This window comes from Qipengyuania sp. S6317L1, assembly GCF_023015615.1.
Classification (GTDB): Bacteria; Pseudomonadota; Alphaproteobacteria; order Sphingomonadales; family Sphingomonadaceae; genus Erythrobacter.
The window spans coordinates 1117964-1138629 of the sequence record NZ_JALKAJ010000002.1 but is presented as its reverse complement, the minus strand read 5'-3'; the positions used below and the strand labels follow the sequence as shown (position 1 = coordinate 1138629).

General features: G+C 60.3%; 18 protein-coding genes. 12 read left to right on the top strand and 6 right to left on the bottom strand.

Going from position 1 to position 20666, the window contains the following annotated elements:
* The first annotated feature begins 81 nt into the window (after positions 1-81).
* From MWU38_RS06865 to MWU38_RS06845, 5 genes are all read left to right on the top strand, one after another.
* Positions 82-285 carry a DUF1192 domain-containing protein gene (locus MWU38_RS06865; RefSeq protein ID WP_247271064.1) on the top strand — a complete coding sequence of 68 codons (204 nt, stop codon included), beginning with the start codon at positions 82-84 and terminating at the stop codon, positions 283-285.
* A gap of 108 nt (positions 286-393) precedes the next feature.
* Positions 394-2826, top strand: a complete 2433-nt coding sequence (clpA, locus tag MWU38_RS06860) for an ATP-dependent Clp protease ATP-binding subunit ClpA (RefSeq protein ID WP_247271063.1) — start codon at positions 394-396, stop codon at positions 2824-2826.
* Positions 2827-2935: 109 nt separating this feature from the next.
* Positions 2936-4990 carry a S9 family peptidase gene (locus MWU38_RS06855; protein ID WP_247271062.1) on the top strand — a complete coding sequence of 685 codons (2055 nt, stop codon included), beginning with the start codon at positions 2936-2938 and terminating at the stop codon, positions 4988-4990.
* Positions 4991-5524: 534 nt separating this feature from the next.
* Positions 5525-6559: a ligase-associated DNA damage response exonuclease gene (locus tag MWU38_RS06850; protein ID WP_247271061.1), complete on the top strand. Its 1035-nt coding sequence runs from the start codon at positions 5525-5527 to the stop codon at positions 6557-6559.
* Positions 6556-8178, top strand: coding sequence for a cisplatin damage response ATP-dependent DNA ligase (locus tag MWU38_RS06845; RefSeq protein WP_247271060.1), 1623 nt, complete (start codon positions 6556-6558; stop codon positions 8176-8178). The genes MWU38_RS06850 and MWU38_RS06845 overlap by 4 nt, the downstream gene beginning before the upstream one ends.
* Before the next feature lie 6 nt (positions 8179-8184).
* Here MWU38_RS06845 and MWU38_RS06840 read toward each other — a convergent pair whose 3' ends face one another.
* Genes MWU38_RS06840 through MWU38_RS06820 form a run of 5 tightly spaced genes read right to left on the bottom strand, consistent with a single transcriptional unit; the run spans position 8185 to position 12640 of the window.
* On the bottom strand, positions 8185-8763 hold the full coding sequence (locus tag MWU38_RS06840; protein ID WP_247271059.1) for a gamma carbonic anhydrase family protein: 579 nt from the start codon (positions 8761-8763) through the stop codon (positions 8185-8187).
* Entirely contained in the window at positions 8760-9320 is a 561-nt protein-coding gene (locus MWU38_RS06835) for a GNAT family N-acetyltransferase (protein WP_247271058.1), read from the bottom strand. The genes MWU38_RS06840 and MWU38_RS06835 overlap by 4 nt, the downstream gene beginning before the upstream one ends.
* Positions 9313-9879 (bottom strand): GNAT family N-acetyltransferase, encoded by a 567-nt coding sequence (locus MWU38_RS06830; RefSeq protein WP_247271057.1) that lies wholly within the window; start codon positions 9877-9879, stop codon positions 9313-9315. Before MWU38_RS06830 ends, MWU38_RS06835 begins: the two co-directional genes overlap by 8 nt.
* The gene (gene hemB / locus MWU38_RS06825; RefSeq protein ID WP_247271056.1) at positions 9872-10867 is read right to left on the bottom strand and encodes a porphobilinogen synthase; all 996 of its coding nucleotides are present in this window, start codon (positions 10865-10867) and stop codon (positions 9872-9874) included. Before hemB ends, MWU38_RS06830 begins: the two co-directional genes overlap by 8 nt.
* Before the next feature lie 33 nt (positions 10868-10900).
* The gene (locus tag MWU38_RS06820; protein WP_247271055.1) at positions 10901-12640 is read right to left on the bottom strand and encodes a M23 family metallopeptidase; all 1740 of its coding nucleotides are present in this window, start codon (positions 12638-12640) and stop codon (positions 10901-10903) included.
* Positions 12641-12951: 311 nt separating this feature from the next.
* Here MWU38_RS06820 and MWU38_RS06815 point away from each other — a divergent pair, with 311 nt between their 5' ends.
* The 7 genes from MWU38_RS06815 (at position 12952) to MWU38_RS06785 (ending at position 19615) form a co-directional block, all read left to right on the top strand.
* Complete coding sequence (locus MWU38_RS06815; RefSeq protein WP_247271261.1) at positions 12952-15804, top strand: helicase-related protein; 2853 nt, start codon at positions 12952-12954, stop codon at positions 15802-15804.
* A 7-nt stretch (positions 15805-15811) separates the two neighbouring features.
* Positions 15812-16111: a S4 domain-containing protein gene (locus MWU38_RS06810; protein ID WP_247271054.1), complete on the top strand. Its 300-nt coding sequence runs from the start codon at positions 15812-15814 to the stop codon at positions 16109-16111.
* Positions 16112-16239: 128 nt separating this feature from the next.
* The gene (gene fdxA, locus MWU38_RS06805) at positions 16240-16578 is read left to right on the top strand and encodes a ferredoxin FdxA (RefSeq protein WP_247271053.1); all 339 of its coding nucleotides are present in this window, start codon (positions 16240-16242) and stop codon (positions 16576-16578) included.
* A 91-nt stretch (positions 16579-16669) separates the two neighbouring features.
* The gene (locus MWU38_RS06800; RefSeq protein WP_247271052.1) at positions 16670-17467 is read left to right on the top strand and encodes a YihY/virulence factor BrkB family protein; all 798 of its coding nucleotides are present in this window, start codon (positions 16670-16672) and stop codon (positions 17465-17467) included.
* A 245-nt stretch (positions 17468-17712) separates the two neighbouring features.
* Positions 17713-18249: a CarD family transcriptional regulator gene (locus MWU38_RS06795; RefSeq protein ID WP_247271051.1), complete on the top strand. Its 537-nt coding sequence runs from the start codon at positions 17713-17715 to the stop codon at positions 18247-18249.
* Positions 18250-18475: 226 nt separating this feature from the next.
* Complete coding sequence (locus MWU38_RS06790; RefSeq protein WP_247271050.1) at positions 18476-19207, top strand: head GIN domain-containing protein; 732 nt, start codon at positions 18476-18478, stop codon at positions 19205-19207.
* A gap of 81 nt (positions 19208-19288) precedes the next feature.
* Positions 19289-19615, top strand: coding sequence for a hypothetical protein (locus tag MWU38_RS06785; RefSeq protein WP_247271260.1), 327 nt, complete (start codon positions 19289-19291; stop codon positions 19613-19615).
* A gap of 26 nt (positions 19616-19641) precedes the next feature.
* Here the strand turns inward: MWU38_RS06785 and MWU38_RS06780 are convergent, their stop codons facing one another.
* Positions 19642-20604: an L-threonylcarbamoyladenylate synthase gene (locus tag MWU38_RS06780; RefSeq protein ID WP_247271049.1), complete on the bottom strand. Its 963-nt coding sequence runs from the start codon at positions 20602-20604 to the stop codon at positions 19642-19644.
* Positions 20605-20666: the final 62 nt, after the last annotated feature.

Sequence of the window (20666 nt, the reverse complement as noted above, 5' to 3'; positions counted from 1 at the left end):
AGCGCCACTTGATCTTTTGCAAGAGCAAATAGTCTTCTCACTCATTGACAGCAAGCGGGTCTGGGGGTGATGTTGTCGACAATGGATGATGACAACCTGCCGCGCGTAAAAGGCGATGCCGCCAGCCGATTGGCCGGAGAAGATCTCTCACCCTACAGCCAGGACGAGCTGGAAGAGCGTGTGGCGCTGCTCAAGGCCGAAATTGCGCGCGTCGAATCACACAGCAACCGCGCCGCAAAACACCGTGCGGCGGCCGATGCACTCTTTAAGGGTTCCGGATCATGATGCAGCGGAACCAAATCGCTTCGGGATTCGTAATTTCAACAAGCCGCCCCATATTGATGAACTCTCCCCTCCCGCCCCCCTTTCCTGCCCCCTTGATCGAGACCATTCATGCCTAGTTTTGCTCAAAACCTAGAACGCACGCTTCACAACGCTTTGGCCCACGCCTCGGAACGTCGTCACGAATATGCGACGCTGGAGCACTTGCTCCTCGCGCTGATCGACGACGAAGATGGCGCAGCTGTCATGGGCGCATGCGGGGTGGACCTTGCCGAACTTGGCGAGGTGGTGAAGCAGTATCTCGATCAGGAATACCAGTCGCTCAAGACTGAGGACGACGCTGATCCGCAACCCACGGCTGGTTTCCAGCGGGTGATCCAGCGCGCAATCCTGCACGTGCAATCCTCAGGGAAAGACACGGTGACTGGCGCAAACGTATTGGTGGCCCTCTTTTCAGAGCGCGATTCCTACGCGGTCTATTTCCTTCAACAACAGGATATGAGCCGTCTCGATGCGGTGAGCTACATCAGCCACGGCATTGGCAAGGGCGGTCGCCAGATCGAAGGAAGCAGCGCCAGCGGCGGCGAGGACGCAGCGCCAAGCGATGCGGAGGCTGCCAAAGATGGTGGCAACAAGAAAGAAACCGCGCTCGACCAATTTACCGTCAACCTCAACAAGAAGGCCGAAGACGGCAAGGTCGATCCGCTGATCGGGCGCGGTCCAGAGGTGGATCGCACGGTTCAAATCCTTTGCCGCCGGTCGAAAAACAACCCGCTTTATGTCGGCGATCCCGGCGTTGGTAAAACCGCCATTGCCGAAGGTCTGGCGCGCAAAATCGTCGAAGGCGACGTGCCCGAAGTGCTCGAAGAGGCAGTGATCTACTCGCTCGATATGGGCGCGCTGCTTGCTGGCACGCGCTATCGCGGCGATTTTGAAGAGCGCCTGAAACAGGTTGTTTCCGAACTTGAAGGCATGCCGCACGCGGTCCTTTTCATTGACGAGATCCATACCGTCATTGGTGCCGGTGCGACCAGTGGCGGCGCGATGGATGCCTCGAACCTGCTGAAGCCTGCGCTGTCGGGCGGGACGATCCGCTGCATCGGTTCGACCACCTACAAGGAATTCCGCAACCACTTCGAAAAAGACCGCGCGCTGCTGCGCCGTTTCCAGAAGATTGACGTGAACGAGCCGACGATTGAGGATACTGTGAAGATCCTCAAGGGTCTGCGCACCGCATTCGAAGATCACCACGGCGTCAAATACACGCCCGATGCGCTCAAAACCGCTGTAGAACTGTCTGCACGCTACATCAACGACCGCAAGCTGCCCGATAAGGCGATCGACGTGATCGACGAAGTGGGCGCGATGCAAATGCTGGTCCCGCCCAGCCGCCGCAAGAAGAAGATCACCGCGCGCGAGATCGAACAGGTCATCGCGACCATGGCGCGTATCCCGCCAAAATCTGTCTCCAAGGACGACAAGAAGGCGCTCGAAAATCTCGACCGCGATCTGAAACACGTTGTGTTCGGTCAGGACGAGGCAATCACACGCCTTGCCACCGCGATGAAACTGTCGCGCGCTGGTCTTCGCGATCCGGACAAGCCCATCGGCTCCTTCCTGTTCTCCGGCCCCACGGGTGTCGGTAAGACCGAGGTCGCGCGTCAGCTTTCCTCGATCATGGGTATCGAATTGAAGCGTTTCGATATGTCCGAATATATGGAGCGCCACTCGGTCAGCCGCCTGATCGGTGCGCCTCCGGGCTATGTCGGCTATGATCAGGGTGGCCTGCTCACCGATGCGGTGGATCAGAACCCGCATTGTGTCCTGCTGCTCGACGAGATCGAGAAGGCACACCCTGACCTGTTCAACATCCTGTTGCAGGTCATGGACAATGGCCGCCTCACCGATCACCACGGCAAGACGGTCGATTTCCGCAACGTCGTGCTCATCATGACCACCAATGCGGGCGCGTCCGATATGGCGAAAAGCGGCATCGGCTTTGGCGATGTGTCGAAAGCGGATGCCGGCACGGAGGCCGTGAACAAGATGTTCACGCCTGAATTCCGCAACCGTCTGGATGCAATCGTGCCATTTGCCTATCTCGGCAAGAGCACGGTGGCGCGCGTCGTCGACAAGTTCATTCTCCAGCTTGAACTGCAACTTGCAGAGCAAAACGTGCACATCCAGTTCGACAGCGATGCGCGTGAGTGGCTGGCCGACAAGGGCTATGACAAGCTCTATGGTGCGCGTCCGATGGGCCGCCTCATTCAGGACAAGATCAAGCAGCCGCTCGCCGAAGAGCTTCTGTTTGGCAAGCTTGCCGATGGCGGCGAGGTGTCGGTGACAATGAAGGATGGAAAGCCCGCCTTCGAACTTACGCCGGCTGCACCCAAGGCAAAGCCAAAGGCCAAGACGCGCCGCAAACCGGCGGCAAAGAAAACGCCGCCTTCCAAGAGCACGCCCAAGAAGGACGAGCCCCTAAAGGATGATTCCCAAAAGGATGATTCCAGGCCCGAAGAATCGGGTTCAGACAAGGAAAGCTAGTCTGCGGCGCTAGACAAGCGTCCCAATATCGGCATGTATCGGCTCCAGAATTCCAATTCTGGAGCCGATTATGTTTGCACCCAAATTCGCCCTTAGATCCCTGTGCCTGGTGAGTGCGTTCGCTCTTGCTGCACCACTTGCTGCGGACGATCACGAAGCGGCCAGCAGCGAGACGGCCACTGGCCCCGACAAACACTTTACGGCCAACGACATTTTCGGCCTCTCGGTCGCCGCCGACCCGCAGATCAGTCCCGACGGGAGCGCGATTGCCTACGTACGGCGCACCAATGACATCATGACCGACCGCGCGGTTTCCTCGATCTGGCTGATCGATGTGAGCAGCGGCGAGGAAATGCCGCTGGTGACGGGCGAAGGCACCCATGTCTCTCCGCGCTGGTCGCCTGACGGGGATCGCCTTGCCTATGTCTCGACCGAAAGCGGCGGCGGGCCGGAACTCCATGTGCGCTGGATGGACAGCGGCGAGAGCGCCAACATCACCGCCCTGGCAGAAGGTCCCGGCGGGATCCAATGGTCGCCCGATGGCACCCGGATTGCCTATACCGCGCGCGTTCCGGGCAAAGGGCTGACGCTTGGCTCACCTCCTGCAAAACCCGAAGGTGCGCAATGGGGCAAGCCGCTGCAAGTGATCGACCGCTTGGTTTATCGCCGCGACGGCGGCTCATATGTGAAGCCGGGCACAGCGCAGCTTTTCGTGGTCAGCGCAACCGGCGGAGCCCCGCGCCAGCTCACCTTTGGCGAATATTCCAACGGCGGTTCGGTTGAATGGTCGCCCGATGGCTCAACGCTTTATTTCTCTGCCAATCGCAAGGAAGATTGGGAACTTGAGATCTACGGCAGCGAAATCTACGCGCTCGACCTCGAAAGCGGCGATATCTCCGCGCTCACCACCCGCGACGGACCGGATGGCGCGCCGCAGGTTTCGCCTGATGGCTCTAAAATCGCCTATTTGGGCCGCGATGATGCGGGCAACGCATTTGATCAGACCAACCTTTATGTGATGAACGCCGACGGTTCTGGCTCGCGCCAGCTTGTGCCGGGGTTCGACCGCGGCTTTGACGGTATTGAGTGGACCGATGCGGGCCTTTTCGTCAGCTACGAGGATGATGGAGAGCACCGCGTTGCGCGCGTCGGCCTCAATGCAAGCGCGCCCTCGCCTCTCGATGCCCGGCTTGGCAGCACCTATTACGCGCTTCCTTATACCGGCGGCGAATGGTCGGTGTCGGACAATGGCGCGCTCGCCTTTACAACGCAAAGCGCCGTTGCCCCGCCCGATGTGGGCGTCGAAACCCGCCGCGGTGTCCGCACACTCACTTCGCTCAATACGACCAGCCTTTCTGGCAAGGAAATGGGCGAAACCCGCGAGCTGCAAGTCACCATGGAGGATGGCACAGTGATCCCTGCATGGATCATGCTGCCGCCGGGATATGAAGCGGGTGACAGGGTCCCTGCGATCCTTGAAATGCACGGCGGGCCGTATGCGGCCTATGGCCCTGAATTCTCGGCCGATTACCAGCTCTATGGCGCGGCGGGCTATGCCGTCATCTTCTCCAATCCCGGCGGTTCGACCGGCTATGGCGAGGAATTTGCCGACCGGATCGAGGACAATTATCCGATCAGCAATTTCCCCGAGCTGATGAAGGTTGTCGATGCGGCGGTTGCACAAGGCTTTGCCGATCCTGAAAACCTGTTTGTAACCGGCGGTTCGGGCGGAGGTATCCTCACCGCCTATCTGGTCGGCAAAACCGACCGGTTCAAAGCGGCCGCCGCGCACAAACCCGTCATCAACTGGGTGAGCCAGGGTCTGATGTCCGATCTTCCCACCCTCATCCCGCGCTATTGGATGGGCGGCCTTCCGTGGGAAAAGCCGATGGAATATTGGGAGCGCGGGCCGCTTTCGAACATGGCCAATGTGAAGACCCCGACACTGGTTCTGGTTGGCGCAGAGGATTACCGCACCCCGCGCAGCGAAGCCGAGCAATTCTACGGCGCGCTGAAGCTGGTGGGCGTAGACACCGCGCTCGTCGTCACCCCCGATTCAAGCCACAACAACCTTTCGCAAAGCCCCAGCCAACAGGCCGCGCGCACCAACAGCGTGATTGCATGGTTCGACAAGTATCGGACCGATAAAGAGGCACGGGACTAAATTCTTTTGGGATAACACGGTAGGCCGAGTTTCATAGGTCTACCAAATATGCTTCGTTGCAAGGTGGTCGTGTGACCCCTTTTTTCTGAACCTCCAACCTCGTGGCCTCTTGATGCGGGCCGAGGGGCGCGAGGCCCCTCGGAGGTGTCGGCACTTTGCCGGCTTTCAGAATGAAAGGAACGGCCTATGGAACGTCGTGTGCACGTAAGTGCGTATCGTCGCTTTCGGTTCGGTCGGTGGGAAGATGTTGTGAAGCACACCCGCCGCTGGCCCCGTCAGCTATCGTTCAACTTTTAACTAAGCATTAGACTGGTCACACGGCCACTTTTTTGGCGGTCCCTGTATCCTGTATGGACACGAATCGCACAAGATCGCCTTTTGTTCAATGCCGCGGACTCAAAAAATTTCGTGGGTCAAGATCACTTTCCACACTTTTTCAATCCAAGTATCCACAAGGCAGAAGGCTGCTCGCACCAACCATGTAATACGCGGAATAAGCGGAACCTTGGAGCGCGCTCGCTGGTATAACCTACCATGAGCGCGCCCTTTTCCTGGATCAAGCCGCACCCCTGGGGTGTCGAAGTCGTGCCTGCGGGCGCTTTTATCGACCCTGCGCGCGCGGTCGATAAGGCGCTTGTCACCCACGGCCATGCCGATCACGCACGCGGCGGGCACGGCGAAACTTTCGCAACCCCCGAAACGCTCGCCATCATGGAACTGCGCTATCGCACCGGGGCAGCCGACGATGCTGGCGAAATCCCGCACAAGGCAATGCCGGTCGAATATGGCGAAACAATCCGGCTCCCCGGCGGGGTCGATGCGACATATATTCCGGCAGGGCACGTGCTGGGCTCGTCGCAGATTTTGCTTGAGCACGCGGGCGAGCGGGTGGTGATCACGGGCGACTATAAACGCCGCGCCGACCCGACCTGCGCCCCGTTCGAGGTCACCCCGTGCGATATCTTCATCACCGAGGCGACCTTCGGCCTGCCGCTCTTCACCCACCCCCCGATTGGCGAGGAGATGGGAAAGCTCCTCTCGGCGCTCGAAGGAAATCCCGAAGGCAGCGTTCTGGTGGGAGCCTATGCTCTGGGCAAGGCGCAGCGAGTGATCGCCGAGCTGCGCGCCGCGGGGCACACAGACCCGATCTATCTCCACGGCGCGATGGAGAAAATGTGCCGCCTTTACGAAGAACACGGCGTTGACCTTGGCGAACTCAAGCTGGTGAGCGATCACAGCAAGGACGACATGGCCGGTTCCATCGTCATTGCGCCGCCTTCTGCGCTTAACGATCGTTGGTCGCGGCGCCTCCCCAATCCCGTCACCGCCATGGCGAGCGGGTGGATGCGGGTGCGCGGGCGAGCGCGCCAGCGCGGGGTCGAATTGCCGCTGATTATCTCGGACCATGCCGACTGGAACGAGCTGACCGACACAATCAGGCAGGTAAACCCGATAGAGACGTGGATCACCCACGGGCGCGAGGAAGCGCTTCTGAGGTGGTGCGAGCTTAACCAACGCCGCGCGCGGGCGCTGGCGATGGTGGGGCGCGAAGAGGAGGATGAGGGATGAAGGCCTTCTCCACCCTTCTCGACACGCTCGTCTACACCACCAGCCGCAATCGCAAGCTGGCGATGATCGCGGATTACTTGCGCGACACGCCCGATCCGGACCGGGGTTGGGCCTTGGGTGCGCTGACGGGAGAACTGGATTTTCCAGGCGTCAAATCCTCAACCGTTCGCAATCTGATGAAGGACCGCGTCGATCCGGTCTTGTGGAGCCTTTCGCGCGATTTCGTTGGAGACACCGCAGAAACGGCAAGCCTTCTGTGGCCTCAAAACGGCGAACCGGACGAGAACCCGCCGAGCGTTGACGAGGTGGTGCAGCTCTTGTCCGGCCTCAACCGCAACACCGCGCCCAAGGAATTGCCCAAACTCCTCGATCGGCTCGATGCCAACGGACGCTTTGCCCTTATCAAGCTGGCAACTGGCGGCATGCGCGTTGGTGTTTCTGCAAGGCTTGCCAAGACCGCTTTTGCTCAGGCCTTTGACGTCAATGTCGAAGATGTGGAGGAGTATTGGCACGCATTGGAGCCGCCTTATACCGAGCTTTTCCAATGGGCAGCCGAGGGCGCCGATCCGCCCGATGTGTCGAACAGGCCGATGTTTCGCCCCTTCATGCTCGCCCACCCGCTTGAGGACGCCCAAGTCGAAAAGGGGGTCGACCTCAAGGACTATGCGGCCGAATGGAAATGGGACGGTATTCGCGTGCAATTGGTGCGGGTTACCAATGAAAGCGGTGTTGCCGAAACCCGGCTCTATTCGCGCTCGGGCGACGATATCTCGGCAAGCTTTCCCGAAATGCTCGATAAATTGCCGATGGATGCGGTGCTCGACGGTGAGTTGATGGTGCGCGGCGCCGTGCAAGGCGGTGAAGAGGGCGGCGCGGCAAGCTTCAACGCTCTGCAACAGCGTCTGGGCCGCAAGACCGTCTCCAAGAAAATGCTCGCCGAGGCCCCTGCCTTCGTGCGGCTTTATGATACGCTGATCCTTGAAGGCGAGGACCTGCGCGAAAACCCGTGGGAACATCGCCGCGGGTCGCTTGAGCAATTGATGGGGCGGCTGCCCTCCTCACACTTCGATCTGTCCCGTATAGTCGAGGCACGCGATTTCGATCACCTTGCCGAAATTCGCGAAGGCGCGCGCGAGGACGCGATCGAGGGCCTTATGCTCAAACGCCGCGATGCGCCCTATATCGCGGGCCGCAAGGTGGGCCTGTGGTACAAATGGAAACGCGATCCGCTGCTGATCGACTGTGTGCTGATGTATGCCCAGCGCGGGTCCGGCAAACGGTCGAGCTTCTATTCCGACTACACTTTCGGCTGCTGGAACGGCGATCCCGATGCGGGCGCGGAACTTCTTCCGGTGGGCAAGGCCTATTCCGGCTTCACCGATGCCGAGCTCAAGAAACTCGACCGTCTGGTGCGCCAGACAACGCTCAACCGCTTTGGCCCTGTGCGCGAGGTTGAGCGCACTTTGGTGTTCGAAGTTGCCTTTGACAGCGTGCATTCGTCAAAACGCCACAAGTCAGGGCTCGCCATGCGTTTTCCACGCATCCACCGCATCCGCTGGGACAAACCCGTGCACGAGGCGGATCGCCTGGAATCGCTGCAATCGCTGGTGCGCGATTAGGGTGTTCTAACCCAGCGCCTCTGCCACCGCCCCGGCATGGTGTTTTGCATTTTCGGCATAGTGCGCAACGCCGATGCGCATTCCGGCAATCGCTGCATCATCAAGGTCTTTGAGCTTTTTCGCCGGACGCCCCGCCCAAAGCTCGCGCTCGCCCATGACCTTGCGCTCGGTCAGCATTGCGCCAGCGCCCAGCATAGCGTCGCTTGCGATGACCGATTTGTTCATTGCGATAGCGCCTAGCCCGACAAAGCCGCGGTCGTGAATGGTGCAACCGTGGACCATTGCCATATGGCCGATCAGCACATCGTCGCCGATAATCAGCGGGCATCCTTCGTCATCACCGGGGCGCGGCGGGTCGCAGTGGAGAACGCTGCCATCTTGCACATTGGTGCGTTCGCCAATGCGGATTTTGAAAACGTCGGCACGAAGCACGCAATTGTACCAGATCGAGCTTTCGGCCCCGATTTCGACATCGCCGATGATCGTGCATCCGGGCGCGATAAAGGCGGTTTCGTGGATCCTGGGCGTCTTGCCGTGCATCGGAATGATGTTCACGCCCGGATATCGGGACGATTGATCGGTCATTGTGATTGCTCCCATTGCGCTTTCGTAAGCGAATACTGGATGATTCTGCCCCCATCGATCTCGGAATTGGGGCCGATGAAGTCGAGGTCCTCGCGCCGCTCCATACCCAGCTTCTCCATCAGTTTCCAACTGCCGACATTGGATGGGTTGGTGATCGCAACCACATGAGGCGCACCCACGCGCCCGCCGAACGCCCAATCGACCACTGCCCGCACCGCTTCCATCGCATAGCCGCGACGCCACCGATCCTCGCGAATCAGCCAGCCAATCTCATGGTCGCCCTGGTTGGGCGCGCCTTCGAGGTCGATTCGCTTTACGCCCACGTGCGCAACAAGATCGCCGGTGGTCTTTTCGATGCCAAAGAGGAAGGAGAAGCCTTCGCGTGCATAAAGCGCCATGTTCCTGGCGTGCTTGGCTTCGAGTTCATGGGGTTCCTTAACCCCGCCCAGATGCTCCATCACCGCCGGGGTGTTGAGCGATCTGTCGTGCAGTTCAACCTCGCCCTCGTCGATGGTGCGAAGGATCAGCCGTTCCGTTTCCAGAACGATATCAGCCATGCGCTGAACGCCTTTGGGTGCGCCATTGTTCGCGGGTAATGCCGTAAACGATGATCATATCGGCGCCAAAATCGCTGTTCTCAAAATCGAGGGACGCGCGCCGCTCCATCCCCAACCGCTTCATCAGGCCCCAGCTTGCCGTGTTCTGCTCAACCGTGAAGGCGAGGATTTGCGGCGCGTCGAACTGTTCGAACCCGATTTTGAGGCTCGCGATGGCTGCCTCTTTCGCAAAGCCTTTGCCCCATGCGCTTTCGCGAAGTCGCCAGCCGACTTCATATTCGCCCATGGGTCCGCCGGGCTGGTTAGACCGTTTGAGGCCGCAAAATCCGAGGATTTCGGCATCCTCCTTGCGCTCCACCACCCAGAAGGTGTGACCGTGTTCGCGCGTATAGGTTTCGAGGCGCGAACGTGCGCCCTGCATCCCCTCCTCGTCCAATACACCGCCCAGCCAGCGCATCACCGCAGGCGTATTGGTGGCCTCCCAGAACGGCGCCCAATCCTCCTCGCGCCAATCGCGTAAGATGAGCCGCTCGGTCTCGTGTCTGAAGGCTTCAGCCATTGAGGATGCGCGCGGCCACAGGTGCATGATAGGTCAGCACCCCGCTTACCCCGGCGCGTTTGAAAGCCATCAGCTTTTCCATCAACAACGCATCACGGTCCCCCGCCCCCACGCTCTGCGCCGCTTCAAGCATCGCGTATTCGCCGCTCACCTGATAGGCGAAAACAGGCACGCCGAATTTCTGGCGCACACGGTAAATGATGTCGAGATAGGCAAGGCCGGGCTTTACCATGACGCTGTCTGCGCCTTCAGCAATGTCGAGCTCGACCTCGCGCAAGGCCTCATCGCCATTGGCCGGGTCCATCTGGTAGGTTTTCTTGTCGCCTTTGAGCACACCGCTTGATCCGACCGCATCGCGGAAAGGACCGTAGAACGCGCTCGCATATTTGGCGGCATAGCTCATGATCTGGATATTGGGATGGCCGTTCATTTCGAGCGCCATGCGGATTGCATGGATGCGTCCGTCCATCATGTCCGATGGCGCGATAATGTCCGCGCCCGCCGCCGCCTGATTAAGGGCCTGATCGACCAGAGCGGCCACCGTGTCGTCATTGGTGACATAGCCCGCATCATCGAGAAGCCCGTCCTGCCCGTGGCTGGTGTAAGGGTCGAGCGCGACGTCGGTCAGGACGCCGATGTCATCGCCGCACGCATCCTTGATTGCGCGGATCGCGCGGCACATGAGGTTGTCGGGATTGTGCGCTTCGGCCCCATCGTCCGAACGCCGGTCGGCCTGGGTGTTGGGGAACAGCGCCACCACCGGAATGCCAAGCGACACCGCCTCTTTTGCCTGTTTGACGATGCCATCCACCGACCAGCGAGACACGCCGGGAAGCGATTGAATCGGGTCTTCGATGCCCTGCCCCTCGGTCACGAACATCGGCCAGATCAAATCGGCGGGCGTGATCAGCGTTTCGCGGTGAAGCGCGCGGCTCCATCCACTGGCTCGAGTGCGGCGAAGGCGGGTGTTGGGATAGCTGGCTGTCATAGGGCGCAGGTGTGCCCCATTTCCAGACCGCAATCAATCGGAGCTGGCAGCCGATGCAATCTTCTCGATCTCGCGGACGGGTTCTTCAACCTCGTTCGGCAGCTGTTCGAGATCAGCCAGTGCCGCGCCCGGCTCGATATTTTTGAGTTCGATCAATCGCCGTTTGAAATCAAGCAGTTCAGTCCCTTCGAGGACTGCGCGGGTGACGTAATCGACGCTGGCCGGGTTGATCACGCGGCCATTTCTATACATTTCATAATGAAGGTGCGGGCCGGTCGAAAGGCCGGTCGATCCCACATATCCGATTACCTGACCCCGGCGCACCTGCTGCCCCCGGCGAACGGCCATGCGGCTCATGTGGCAATAGCGCGTTTCAAGCCCGCCGCCATGGCGCAGCTTGACCGTGATGCCACAACCGCCCGCACGCCCTGCCGAGGCGACGGTCCCATCGGTCACGGCAACAATTGGCGTGCCATGCCGCGCGCGGTAATCCTGTCCAGCATGAAGGCGGCGGATGCCCAGAATTGGGTGACGTCGCATGCCAAAGCGCGAGGAAACAGCGCCGGGAACAGGGGAAAGCAGTCCGCGCTTTTGTTCGCCGACGCCTGACGCCTCGTAAAAACGCCCCTCGCTGCCCCACCGCATAAGCTGCGTCTTGGGTTCGCCACCGCGGTCGATGCCAGCGTAAAGGAGGTTGCCCGCCTGACGCTCACCGGTTGCAGCGCGCCGGTAAGCGATGACGATGTCGAATTCATCCGAAGAGCGCACCTCGCGGTCGAGTTGAAGGTGATCACCCAGAGCCCGCAGATAATCCTGCGCCGCGCTGGCCGGAACGCCGGCAGAACGCATCGAACGATAAAGGCTTGTCCCCACGCGGCCGCGCACCCTTAAAGGTGTGTCGTCGACACGGATGAAATTGCGAACCAGCGACAATTCGCCGGGCGCGGCTGTTTCCGGATCGCCCGCTGCACGGGTGATCTCAAGCTCCAGATCGAAGCGCGCACGAAATGATAGGGCATCAATGGGCCGCGACGCGCCCTCTTCGGGTCGTCTGCCAAGGACAATGTCGATCTTTGTGCCCGGCTCGATCTCGGACAATGGCATCGCATCGCCGATAAGCGCGCTCAGGCGACCGATATCGGCCGCCGAAACACCCGCGCGGCGAAGCGCGGAATCGAAACTGTCGCCCCTTGCCAAAGTCGCGACCAGTTCGATTTGCGGACGTTCGGGCGCGCTTTCCAAGGGGATAACGGCGGCGGTTGGCCCCATGCGCCGGCCACTGTCCGCGCCAAGCGCCAGGGGAAGGATCATCTGGCTGCGAAATTCATCGCGAATTTCCTGACCCTCGGGAATGGCAGAACGGGCCTGTAAGGGTGTAAAGCTTGGCCAGAAGGCAATAGCAATCGCGCACAGCACCACCATGGTGGCCGCCCCGCGAAACCATCGGCGGCTGCCGATGTCTTCTGCCAGATCAGGCGCAAGATCATACCGCGCAAGCCAGTTGCTTACGCCCAATCTCCATTCATCGTATCGCGCGCGCCAACCGTGCACGCGGGCAAGAACCTGGCGTTTTACCTTGCGCGAGCCCGTCGGCGGCGCGGCTTTCATCGAATTGACGAGGTAGGGCGCAAATTCTCTGGCGGTTTCCTTGTCTATGCCTCGGGACGCGGACGCATGGGTAAGCGCGCGGGAAACATCGCTGTCCCGCTCGTCCTCTGGCGCACCGTCATTTGACGCGCCTTCAGGAATGTCGCTCGTGTGATCCAAATCCATCTGCCTTCCAGCACCCGGAGTAGCGGCAAAGCTGCACCAATGCTCTCCTACCATGGCCAAACATGGTAAATGTCCACTTAACAAGCGGCCAGTTGAGTCACGGATGCGATAAGTGGTTTTACTTACTCGCGCCAGCTTGGCTCTGGTGCGTTTCCCCATGCTGGGCGCTCTTGGCCATTGCCCTTGGCTCCCCAGTTTGACACAGACACCCGGTGACCTCGCAAATCCCCTCCAGACCCGTCACTGACAGCCGCGTGCGCGCCGTTCTGGGCCCGACCAACACGGGCAAGACGCATCTCGCGATTGAACGGATGTGCGCGCATTCCAGCGGCATGATGGGCTTTCCGCTGCGTTTGCTGGCGCGCGAGGTGTATGACCGGGTGCGCACGATCAAGGGCGATGATGCAGTGGCGCTCATCACCGGAGAACAGCGGATTGAGCCGCCGGGCGCGCGCTATTTCTGCTGCACGATGGAAGCGATGGACCGTCTTGGCATGGGCAAGAACGGCCCCCACGCCTTTGTCGCCATCGACGAGGCGCAAATTGGCGCTGATCCTGAGCGCGGGCATATTTTTACTGACCGCTTGCTGCACGCCCGCGGTCGCGAAGAGACGATGATTCTCGGTTCGGCGACGCTTGAACCCATCGTCAAAAAGCTGATCCCCGGCGCCGAAATGGTTGAGCGTCCGCGTTTCTCGACATTGAGTCATGCGGGCGAATGCAAGCTTTCGCGGCTTCCCCCGCGCAGCGCCGTGGTCGCCTTCTCGACCGAGCAGGTTTACGCCATGGCCGAGGCGCTGCGCCGCTTTCGCGGGGGCGCGGCGGTGGTGATGGGTGCCTTGTCGCCGGAGACGCGCAACAAACAGGTCGAACTGTTTCAGAACGGCGAGGTCGACTACATCGTTGCGACCGATGCGATTGGCATGGGGCTCAATCTCGACCTGCACCACGTGGCTTTTGCCGCGCTCACCAAGTTTGACGGACGCAGGAAACGCCGCCTGACCCCGTCCGAGATGGCGCAGATTGCAGGGCGCGCAGGCCGCCACCAGACCGACGGCAGCTTCGGTGTGCTCACAGGCGGGGGCAGCCGCTCAGGCGCGCCGCTCGAATTTTCCGAGGAAGAGATATACGCGATCGAGGAGCATAAATTCGCACCTCTCACCAAGCTTTTCTGGCGCGAGGCCGAACCGCGCTTTGCGACGCTCGATGTGCTGATCGGCGACCTCGAAGCGAAGCCTCAAGGTGACGTGTTGAAGGCGGCCCCCGAGGCGATTGACCTCGCCGTGCTCAAGCGCCTTGCAAGCGAACCCATCGCAGATACGGTCAAGGGGCACGGAAGCGTGCGCCGGTTCTGGGAAGCCTGCTCGCTTCCCGACTTCCGGCAACTGGGCGTCGACCCGCACTCTCGCTTTGTCGCAAGACTGTGGCAGGATTTGCGCGAAGGGTATCTGGGCGCGGACTTTGTCGCCGCGCGCATCGCCGAACTCGACCGGACGGGCGGCGATATCGACACGCTTCAGGGACGGATAGCCGCGATCCGGTCGTGGGCCTATATCTGCCAGCGACCCGACTGGGTGCTTGCCCGCGATGAAATGGCCGCGCGCGCAAGGGGGGTGGAAGCAAGGCTATCTGATGCGCTACACGCGCGCCTCACCGAACGATTTGTGAACCGAAGGACTGCAATACTGATGAAATCTCTGGGGCAAGATGGCGCATCGCTACCCGTAACGCTCGAACCTGATGGAAGGGTGAGTGTCGAGGGCGAAACCATCGGCAGACTTGACGGTTTCCGTTTCACCGTTGACCCGCAGGCCGGGCTTGGCGAACGCAAGATGCTGCTGTCGGCAGGCGAAAAGGCGCTGCCCGGCATCCTGTCGCAGCGCGCCGAACAATTGCTCGCAGCCGGATTGGACGATCTTGAGATCAAGGCCGGCACAATCCAGTGGCAGGACATGGTCATCGCTGAAATCGCGATTCCCGACGATTTCGGGACCCCTCGCCTGACCTTCCCGCGTGAAATTTCCGCCGTGCCCGATTCTGCGCGCGAAAAGCTGGAGGCCGGGCTCTTGGCCTGGCTGCAAGATAAGCTCGCTCCGCTGGAGCCATTGCGCAAGCTGTCAGAGGCCGCGACCGATCCCAATGCCGGAAGCCAGGCGCGCGCCTTGCTGGTGACATTGATCGATGCGCGCGGCGTCGTGGCGCGGGAAAAAGCAGGACTTGAGCATCTTCCCAAGGAAATGCGGCCCTTCTTGCGCAAGCTTGGCGTGACCTTTGGCGCGCTCGACATTTTTGCCCGCGATCTGTTGAAGCCGGCCCCGCGCCAGTTGCTTCATGCGCTCGGCCTTGATGAGCGCCCGCTGCAAGAAGCGATGCTGCCCGTGCTGAGCGACACCAAGCAAGTGCCGGCAGGATACCGCATGGCAGGCAATCAGGTGATTCGGGTCGATCTGGCAGAGAAGATCCTGCGCGCCGCCTTCGACACCCGCGCCAAAGCGGGCGAAGCGCCCGCCGCTCCTGCAGCGCCGGAAGCAGTGAGCGACGCGGCACCGAAGGACGCGGCACCGAAGGACGAGACACCGAAGGACGAGACACCAAAAACCGAGGTGGCGAAGACCGAGGCGCCCGAGGCCGAAAATGGCAAAGAGCCTGCAGCGCCAGAGGCCAACAAGGAAACCGCGAGCGAACAGGCAGACACGCCCAAGCAAACCAGGCCCCAGCCGCCGAAAAAGAGCGCAAGCCCTCGCAATGCCAGGTTTGCGCTCGACCTCGCGCTTCCTGTGTCCATCGGACTTGAAGAAGAAAACGCGCGCCGCCTGCTTGGTAGCGCAGGGTTCCGCGTGCAGCGCCCCAAACCTCTGGCCGAAGGCGCCCACGGCCCGCTCCAGCCCGATAGCTGGAGCTGGCGGCCCAAGCGTGTAGGTGAACGCAACAACAGACGCGATGACCGGCGTGACAATCGCAAGGGCGCACAGGGTAAGGGGAACAGCCAGGGCAAGCGACCCGGCAAGAGCGGCAAGCCTCAACACGGCAAGGGCGGGAAACCCAAAGGCCAGAACGCCAAGCGCGGCGGAAACAACCGCAACCAGCGCCAGAACGAGCCCGATTTCGGTCCCGCACGCGCAGGCGGTGCTTTTGACAAGCTCGCGGACCTTCTGAAACCATGAGGCGCTGATGGTGGAAACGGGCGCTGGCGCGAATGCGGCAAAAGAGACCTTACGGCTCGACCGGCTGCTCGTTTACCTCCGCTTTGCCCGCACCCGCTCGGCAGCGCGCGCGATGATCGAAGGGCGATCTTTACGGCGCAATAGAAAGCATGTGACCCGTGCGAGCGAAAATATTGCTATTGGCGATGTGCTGACGCTTGTTGTCGGAGGTGAGGTGCGGATCGTCGAGATTCAGGCGCTGCCGACCCGCCGCACATCCGCAGCGCAAGCAAAGGCGTATTATATCGAATACACACGCGGGGCCTGATTACTCGTTTGAACCGGGAACCAGGCGGGACCTTGACCATTGGCCCCTCTTGCCACTAGCAGCGCGAAACGCATGATTCCTGTCAAGCCGTTTTGCATTCGCTCGACAAATAGAAAGACCTGTTGGAAATGACCTACGTCGTCACCGATGACTGCATCAAATGCAAATACACCGACTGTGTGGAAGTGTGTCCGGTGGACTGCTTCTACGAGGGCGAGAACATGCTGGTCATCAACCCGGCAGAGTGCATCGATTGCGGCGTTTGTGAACCCGAATGCCCCGCCGAAGCGATTCTGCCCGATACAGAAGACGGGCTCGAAAAATGGCTCGAGCTCAACACCAAATTCTCCGCTGAATGGCCCAACATCACCAGCCAGAAAGAACCGCCTGCAGATGCAGACGACTTCAAGGGCCAAGAGGGCAAGTTTGAAAAATACTTCAGCGAAGCGCCCGGAGAAGGCGACTAGAACCAAGGTCGTTTGAGCGAAGGGGACTGAAATTCTTGCGCTATTGATCGCAGTTTCAGGAACCGTGCCGCCTTTCAAACCTTGGGAAGATATGCCTTCCTATACAGACGCCCTCAAATCGGCATGGACCAGAGCGCAGGCCCAGGATGCCAGTCTGCTTGCCGCCGGTATTGCATTTTACGCCTTCTTGTCATTCGTGCCCCTGCTGATCGCAGGAGTGCTATCATACGGCGTAATTGCGCAGCCCGAAACGGTTGCCACACACGCACAAACACTTGTGTCGACGCTGCCGGCTTCTGCTGGCGCGCTCATGGTCGATCAGCTTGAGGCAATCACAAAGGATCGCACCGAGGCCGAAGATCTCGGCCTGATTCTCGCTATCGTAGCGGCGCTGTTCAGCGCCCGTGTTGCGGCGGGATCGGTGATCACGGCTTTCAATGTCGCTTTCGGCGCGCAGGAAGGCCGAGGCCTGGTCAAGGCCAATGCGCTCGCGCTGTGCATCACCATCGGCGCGCTTGGGGCGATGGGACTGGTCGCCGCCACCATATCCATGACCACGTTTGTCATTCCCGAGGGTGCAGGAAGCGCAGGCACATATCTCGTGATCGCAATTGCGGGAACCGCCGGAGCCATGCTCGCCTATCGCATCGTCCCCAATGTCGACGATGTATCCCTGTCCGAAGCCGTGCGCGGGGCCTTGCCATTCGGCATCAGCTGGATGCTGGCGAGCATCGGGTTTGGCTTTTATGTTTCGAATTTCGGAAGCTACAACGCAACCTATGGTTCGCTCGGCGCGATTGTTGTCTTGCTCACCTGGTTATTCCTGAGCGCATATCTGCTGCTTCTGGGCGCATTTATTGCAGCCGAGACACGCCGCACGCCAAATTGATTCGGCGCGATTCGCAATTTTGTTGCGGATATGCTATATAATGATGCGACCGAACCGTTTGCCCTCTCCGGAGTGCGGCTTCGGCATGTGCGAATCAGAAAGGCCACACACCAGCAATAACAGACTGAGGCATGTTTTTTGGCGGCTTCCGCTTCGATTCGAAAGGGATGCTGACTGACAAGACGCTCACGCCCAATCTGTGTCAAGGTTAGGTAACCGCTGGCGGCCGCAAGAAAGGAATACGCATGGCAAGCAATGCGCCCGCCTTCACTGTTGGCGATTATGTTGTTTACCCCAAGCACGGCGTTGGCCGTGTCATTGAACTCCAGAATGAAGAAATCGCTGGCATGCAGCTTGAGCTGTATGTCCTTCGCTTTGAAAAAGAGCGCATGACCCTGCGCGTGCCAACCAATAAGGTTGAATCGATCGGCATGCGCAAGCTTTCCAGCGACAAGACCCTCAAAGAGGCGATGGAAACGCTCAAAGGCAAACCCAAGGTTAAACGCACCATGTGGTCACGCCGTGCGCAGGAGTATGAAGCGAAGATCAACTCCGGTGAGATTGTTCTTATCGCAGAAGTCACTCGCGACCTTTTCCGTCCGGACGACCAGCCAGAGCAAAGCTATTCCGAACGGCAAATCTTCGAAGCCGCATCCAGCCGCCTCGCGCGCGAACTGGCCGCGATGGAAGAAACCGATGAGGCAACCGCGCTTGAGAAGATCCTCGATGTGCTGCGCGAACATGCTCCGCAATATTACGAGAACAATGACGACGAATCGTAATCGTCCGCGATCTCGACAATGAAAGGGCCGTCCGTTGGGGCGGCCCTTTTCTTTTGCGCTGGCCATGGCTGGAGCATCCTGCAAACTTGCCACTGCAGTGATGGTGTATTATATAAGTAATACGCACGATCACTGGTGGAGATGATGAATGTCCTTGATGCCCCGCAAAACCCTCGCCCTTCTGACAGTGCCCCCTTTGACACTTGGACTTGCGGCCTGTTTTGACATGGATGTCACGATCAATGGCGAAAAAGGCGTGCCCCTGAGCGAGATCGAACTCACAGGCGCAGCGCCGAGCGGAGTGACACTTGCAGGCTCTGACAAGGTTTATCTGACCAAGGGCGACGCTCTCGAAATCACCGTCGAGGGAAGCGACGAGGCAAAAGAAGCGGTGCGATTCGTGCTTGATGGCAATGTCCTTGGCATCACCCGCGATGATAGTTTTCTGGACGATAGCGATCAGGCCACCATCCGCGTCACTTTGCCCGCAGCGCCCAAGGAGCTTGTCATCACCGGAAGCGGAAGCATGGAAACGCAGACGCTGGCAAAGTCGGCCGAGGTTTCTATCCTGGGATCAGGTAAATTCACCGGCGGCGACGCGACCGTCACCGCGCTCGATGTCAACCTTGGCGGGTCAGGCATCGCCAGTCTCGGCACACTCACCGCCACTTCGCTCGATATCAACATCGGCGGGTCGGGCTCGGTCATGGCTTCGGGCACAGCAAAGAATCTCAGCATCAATGTTGGAGGGTCCGGAGACGCTGATCTGGAGGACCTCGAGGCCGATTATGTCGAAGTCGCCATTGCCGGTTCGGGCAATGCACGCCTCAAATCGGACGGGGTGGTCGGAGCCTCGATCATGGGGTCGGGCAACGTTCATGTCGAAGGCACGGCGACCTGCGAGGAAAGTTCGATGGGGTCGGGATCGCTCAACTGTCCGAATGGCACCAAATCCTAGAGCGGATGCGGTCGGCGCGGGCCCCAGATTATCCCTGACTTGCGTGATCGGTCAGCTTGAGAGACACTTGCGCTCATGCGCATGACTCCAATTCTCGCCGTGGCGCTCGCCACCGCCTCGCTCACCCTTTCGGGTTGTCTTGCCAGAACGGCGGCCAATATCGTGACCGCGCCGGTACGGGTCGGGGCCAAGGCGGTTGACCTTGCGACCACCAGCCAGTCCGAAGCGGATGAAAAGCGGGGTCGAGAAATCCGCCGCCGCGAGGAACGCCTCGGCAAGCTCGAGCGACAGTATGAGCGACAGCGCGAGGACTGCTATGATGGCGATGACCGCGCCTGTAGTGAGGCACGGGAAACCCATCAGGAAATCGAAGAGCTTTTGCCACAGGTGCCTTATGAGCCGGACTAGGACCGGCCTGACTGAAACCGGCCAAACTAGGACCGGGTAGCCGCGCGTTTCAGCCGGTCGTTGATCGCCTGGCCTATGCCGCTTTCCGGAATGGGAGCCACGGCAATGCGGGGCCTGTGCGAGGCAGCGGCCTGGTGAAGGCAATCGTACAAATTGGCCGCGGCTGCCGAAAGGTCACCTTGCGGCGAAAGGGTGCAGTCACCGGCGATCTCTCCGAACCCGATGAAAAACTCGTCTCGCGCAACTTCTTGGGCGTTCAGTCGCAGCGGCTTGCCCGGAGAATAGTGGCGCGGGGTTTGGCCGGGCGCTTCGACCTTGTCCTTTTCATGCGAGGTTTCAGGGCCAAGCACTTGCTCAAGCGCTTCCCTCGTGATCGGTCCGGGCCGCAAAAGGTTCCACCCGCCGCCAAGACGCCTTTCTCCTCGCAGGGCTATGATCGTCGATTCGAGCCCGGCTTTCGTCGGCCCGCCAGCAATCACCGCTGGGCAACGCTCCCCAAGCGAAGCAATCACGTGCTCCGCGCGCGTCGGGCTTACCTCTTCGCTGCGATTGGCGGAAGGAGCGGCCAGCGGGAAGTCGATCCGATCAAGCAGGGCTTGCATAACCGGATGCGCAGGGTTGCGCAGTGCGATCGTGGGAAGGCCGGCGCTCACCGCTTTTGCCAGCTTCGCATCTTCGCGCATGGGCAGCACCAGCGTCAAAGGACCCGGCCAGAACCGCCGCGCCAGATCACGCGCGCGTTCGTCGAAAAGGGCTAATCGCTCTGCCTGATCGAGGTCTTTCACATGAACGATCAGCGGGTTGAAGCTTGGCCGCCCCTTGGCCGCATATATCCCCGCGACCGCTTCCGCGCTATCGGCGCGCGCGGCAAGGCCGTAAACCGTTTCGGTCGGCACAGCGACGAGCCCGCCCGCCTCCAGGATCTGCGCCGCGCGGGCGAGTCCTTCATCCGTGGGCGCTAGCTGTTCCGTAACGTTCTTGCGAGCCATGCTCTCGCGCTATATCTGATGCGCAAACTTGCCAAGCACACTTTCAAAAACAGGACCAGCTC

Coding starts and splice junctions, on each gene's coding strand:
- MWU38_RS06865 (WP_247271064.1), top strand. CDS start 82: ATGGATGATGACAACCTGCCGCGCGTAAAAGGCGATGCCGCCAGCCGA.
- clpA (WP_247271063.1), top strand. CDS start 394: ATGCCTAGTTTTGCTCAAAACCTAGAACGCACGCTTCACAACGCTTTG.
- MWU38_RS06850 (WP_247271061.1), top strand. CDS start 5,525: ATGAGCGCGCCCTTTTCCTGGATCAAGCCGCACCCCTGGGGTGTCGAA.
- MWU38_RS06845 (WP_247271060.1), top strand. CDS start 6,556: ATGAAGGCCTTCTCCACCCTTCTCGACACGCTCGTCTACACCACCAGC.
- MWU38_RS06840 (WP_247271059.1), bottom strand. CDS start 8,763: ATGACCGATCAATCGTCCCGATATCCGGGCGTGAACATCATTCCGATG.
- MWU38_RS06835 (WP_247271058.1), bottom strand. CDS start 9,320: ATGGCTGATATCGTTCTGGAAACGGAACGGCTGATCCTTCGCACCATC.
- MWU38_RS06830 (WP_247271057.1), bottom strand. CDS start 9,879: ATGGCTGAAGCCTTCAGACACGAGACCGAGCGGCTCATCTTACGCGAT.
- hemB (WP_247271056.1), bottom strand. CDS start 10,867: ATGACAGCCAGCTATCCCAACACCCGCCTTCGCCGCACTCGAGCCAGT.
- MWU38_RS06820 (WP_247271055.1), bottom strand. CDS start 12,640: ATGGATTTGGATCACACGAGCGACATTCCTGAAGGCGCGTCAAATGAC.
- MWU38_RS06815 (WP_247271261.1), top strand. CDS start 12,952: ATGTGCGCGCATTCCAGCGGCATGATGGGCTTTCCGCTGCGTTTGCTG.
- MWU38_RS06810 (WP_247271054.1), top strand. CDS start 15,812: ATGGTGGAAACGGGCGCTGGCGCGAATGCGGCAAAAGAGACCTTACGG.
- fdxA (WP_247271053.1), top strand. CDS start 16,240: ATGACCTACGTCGTCACCGATGACTGCATCAAATGCAAATACACCGAC.
- MWU38_RS06800 (WP_247271052.1), top strand. CDS start 16,670: ATGCCTTCCTATACAGACGCCCTCAAATCGGCATGGACCAGAGCGCAG.
- MWU38_RS06795 (WP_247271051.1), top strand. CDS start 17,713: ATGGCAAGCAATGCGCCCGCCTTCACTGTTGGCGATTATGTTGTTTAC.
- MWU38_RS06790 (WP_247271050.1), top strand. CDS start 18,476: ATGGATGTCACGATCAATGGCGAAAAAGGCGTGCCCCTGAGCGAGATC.
- MWU38_RS06785 (WP_247271260.1), top strand. CDS start 19,289: ATGACTCCAATTCTCGCCGTGGCGCTCGCCACCGCCTCGCTCACCCTT.
- MWU38_RS06780 (WP_247271049.1), bottom strand. CDS start 20,604: ATGGCTCGCAAGAACGTTACGGAACAGCTAGCGCCCACGGATGAAGGA.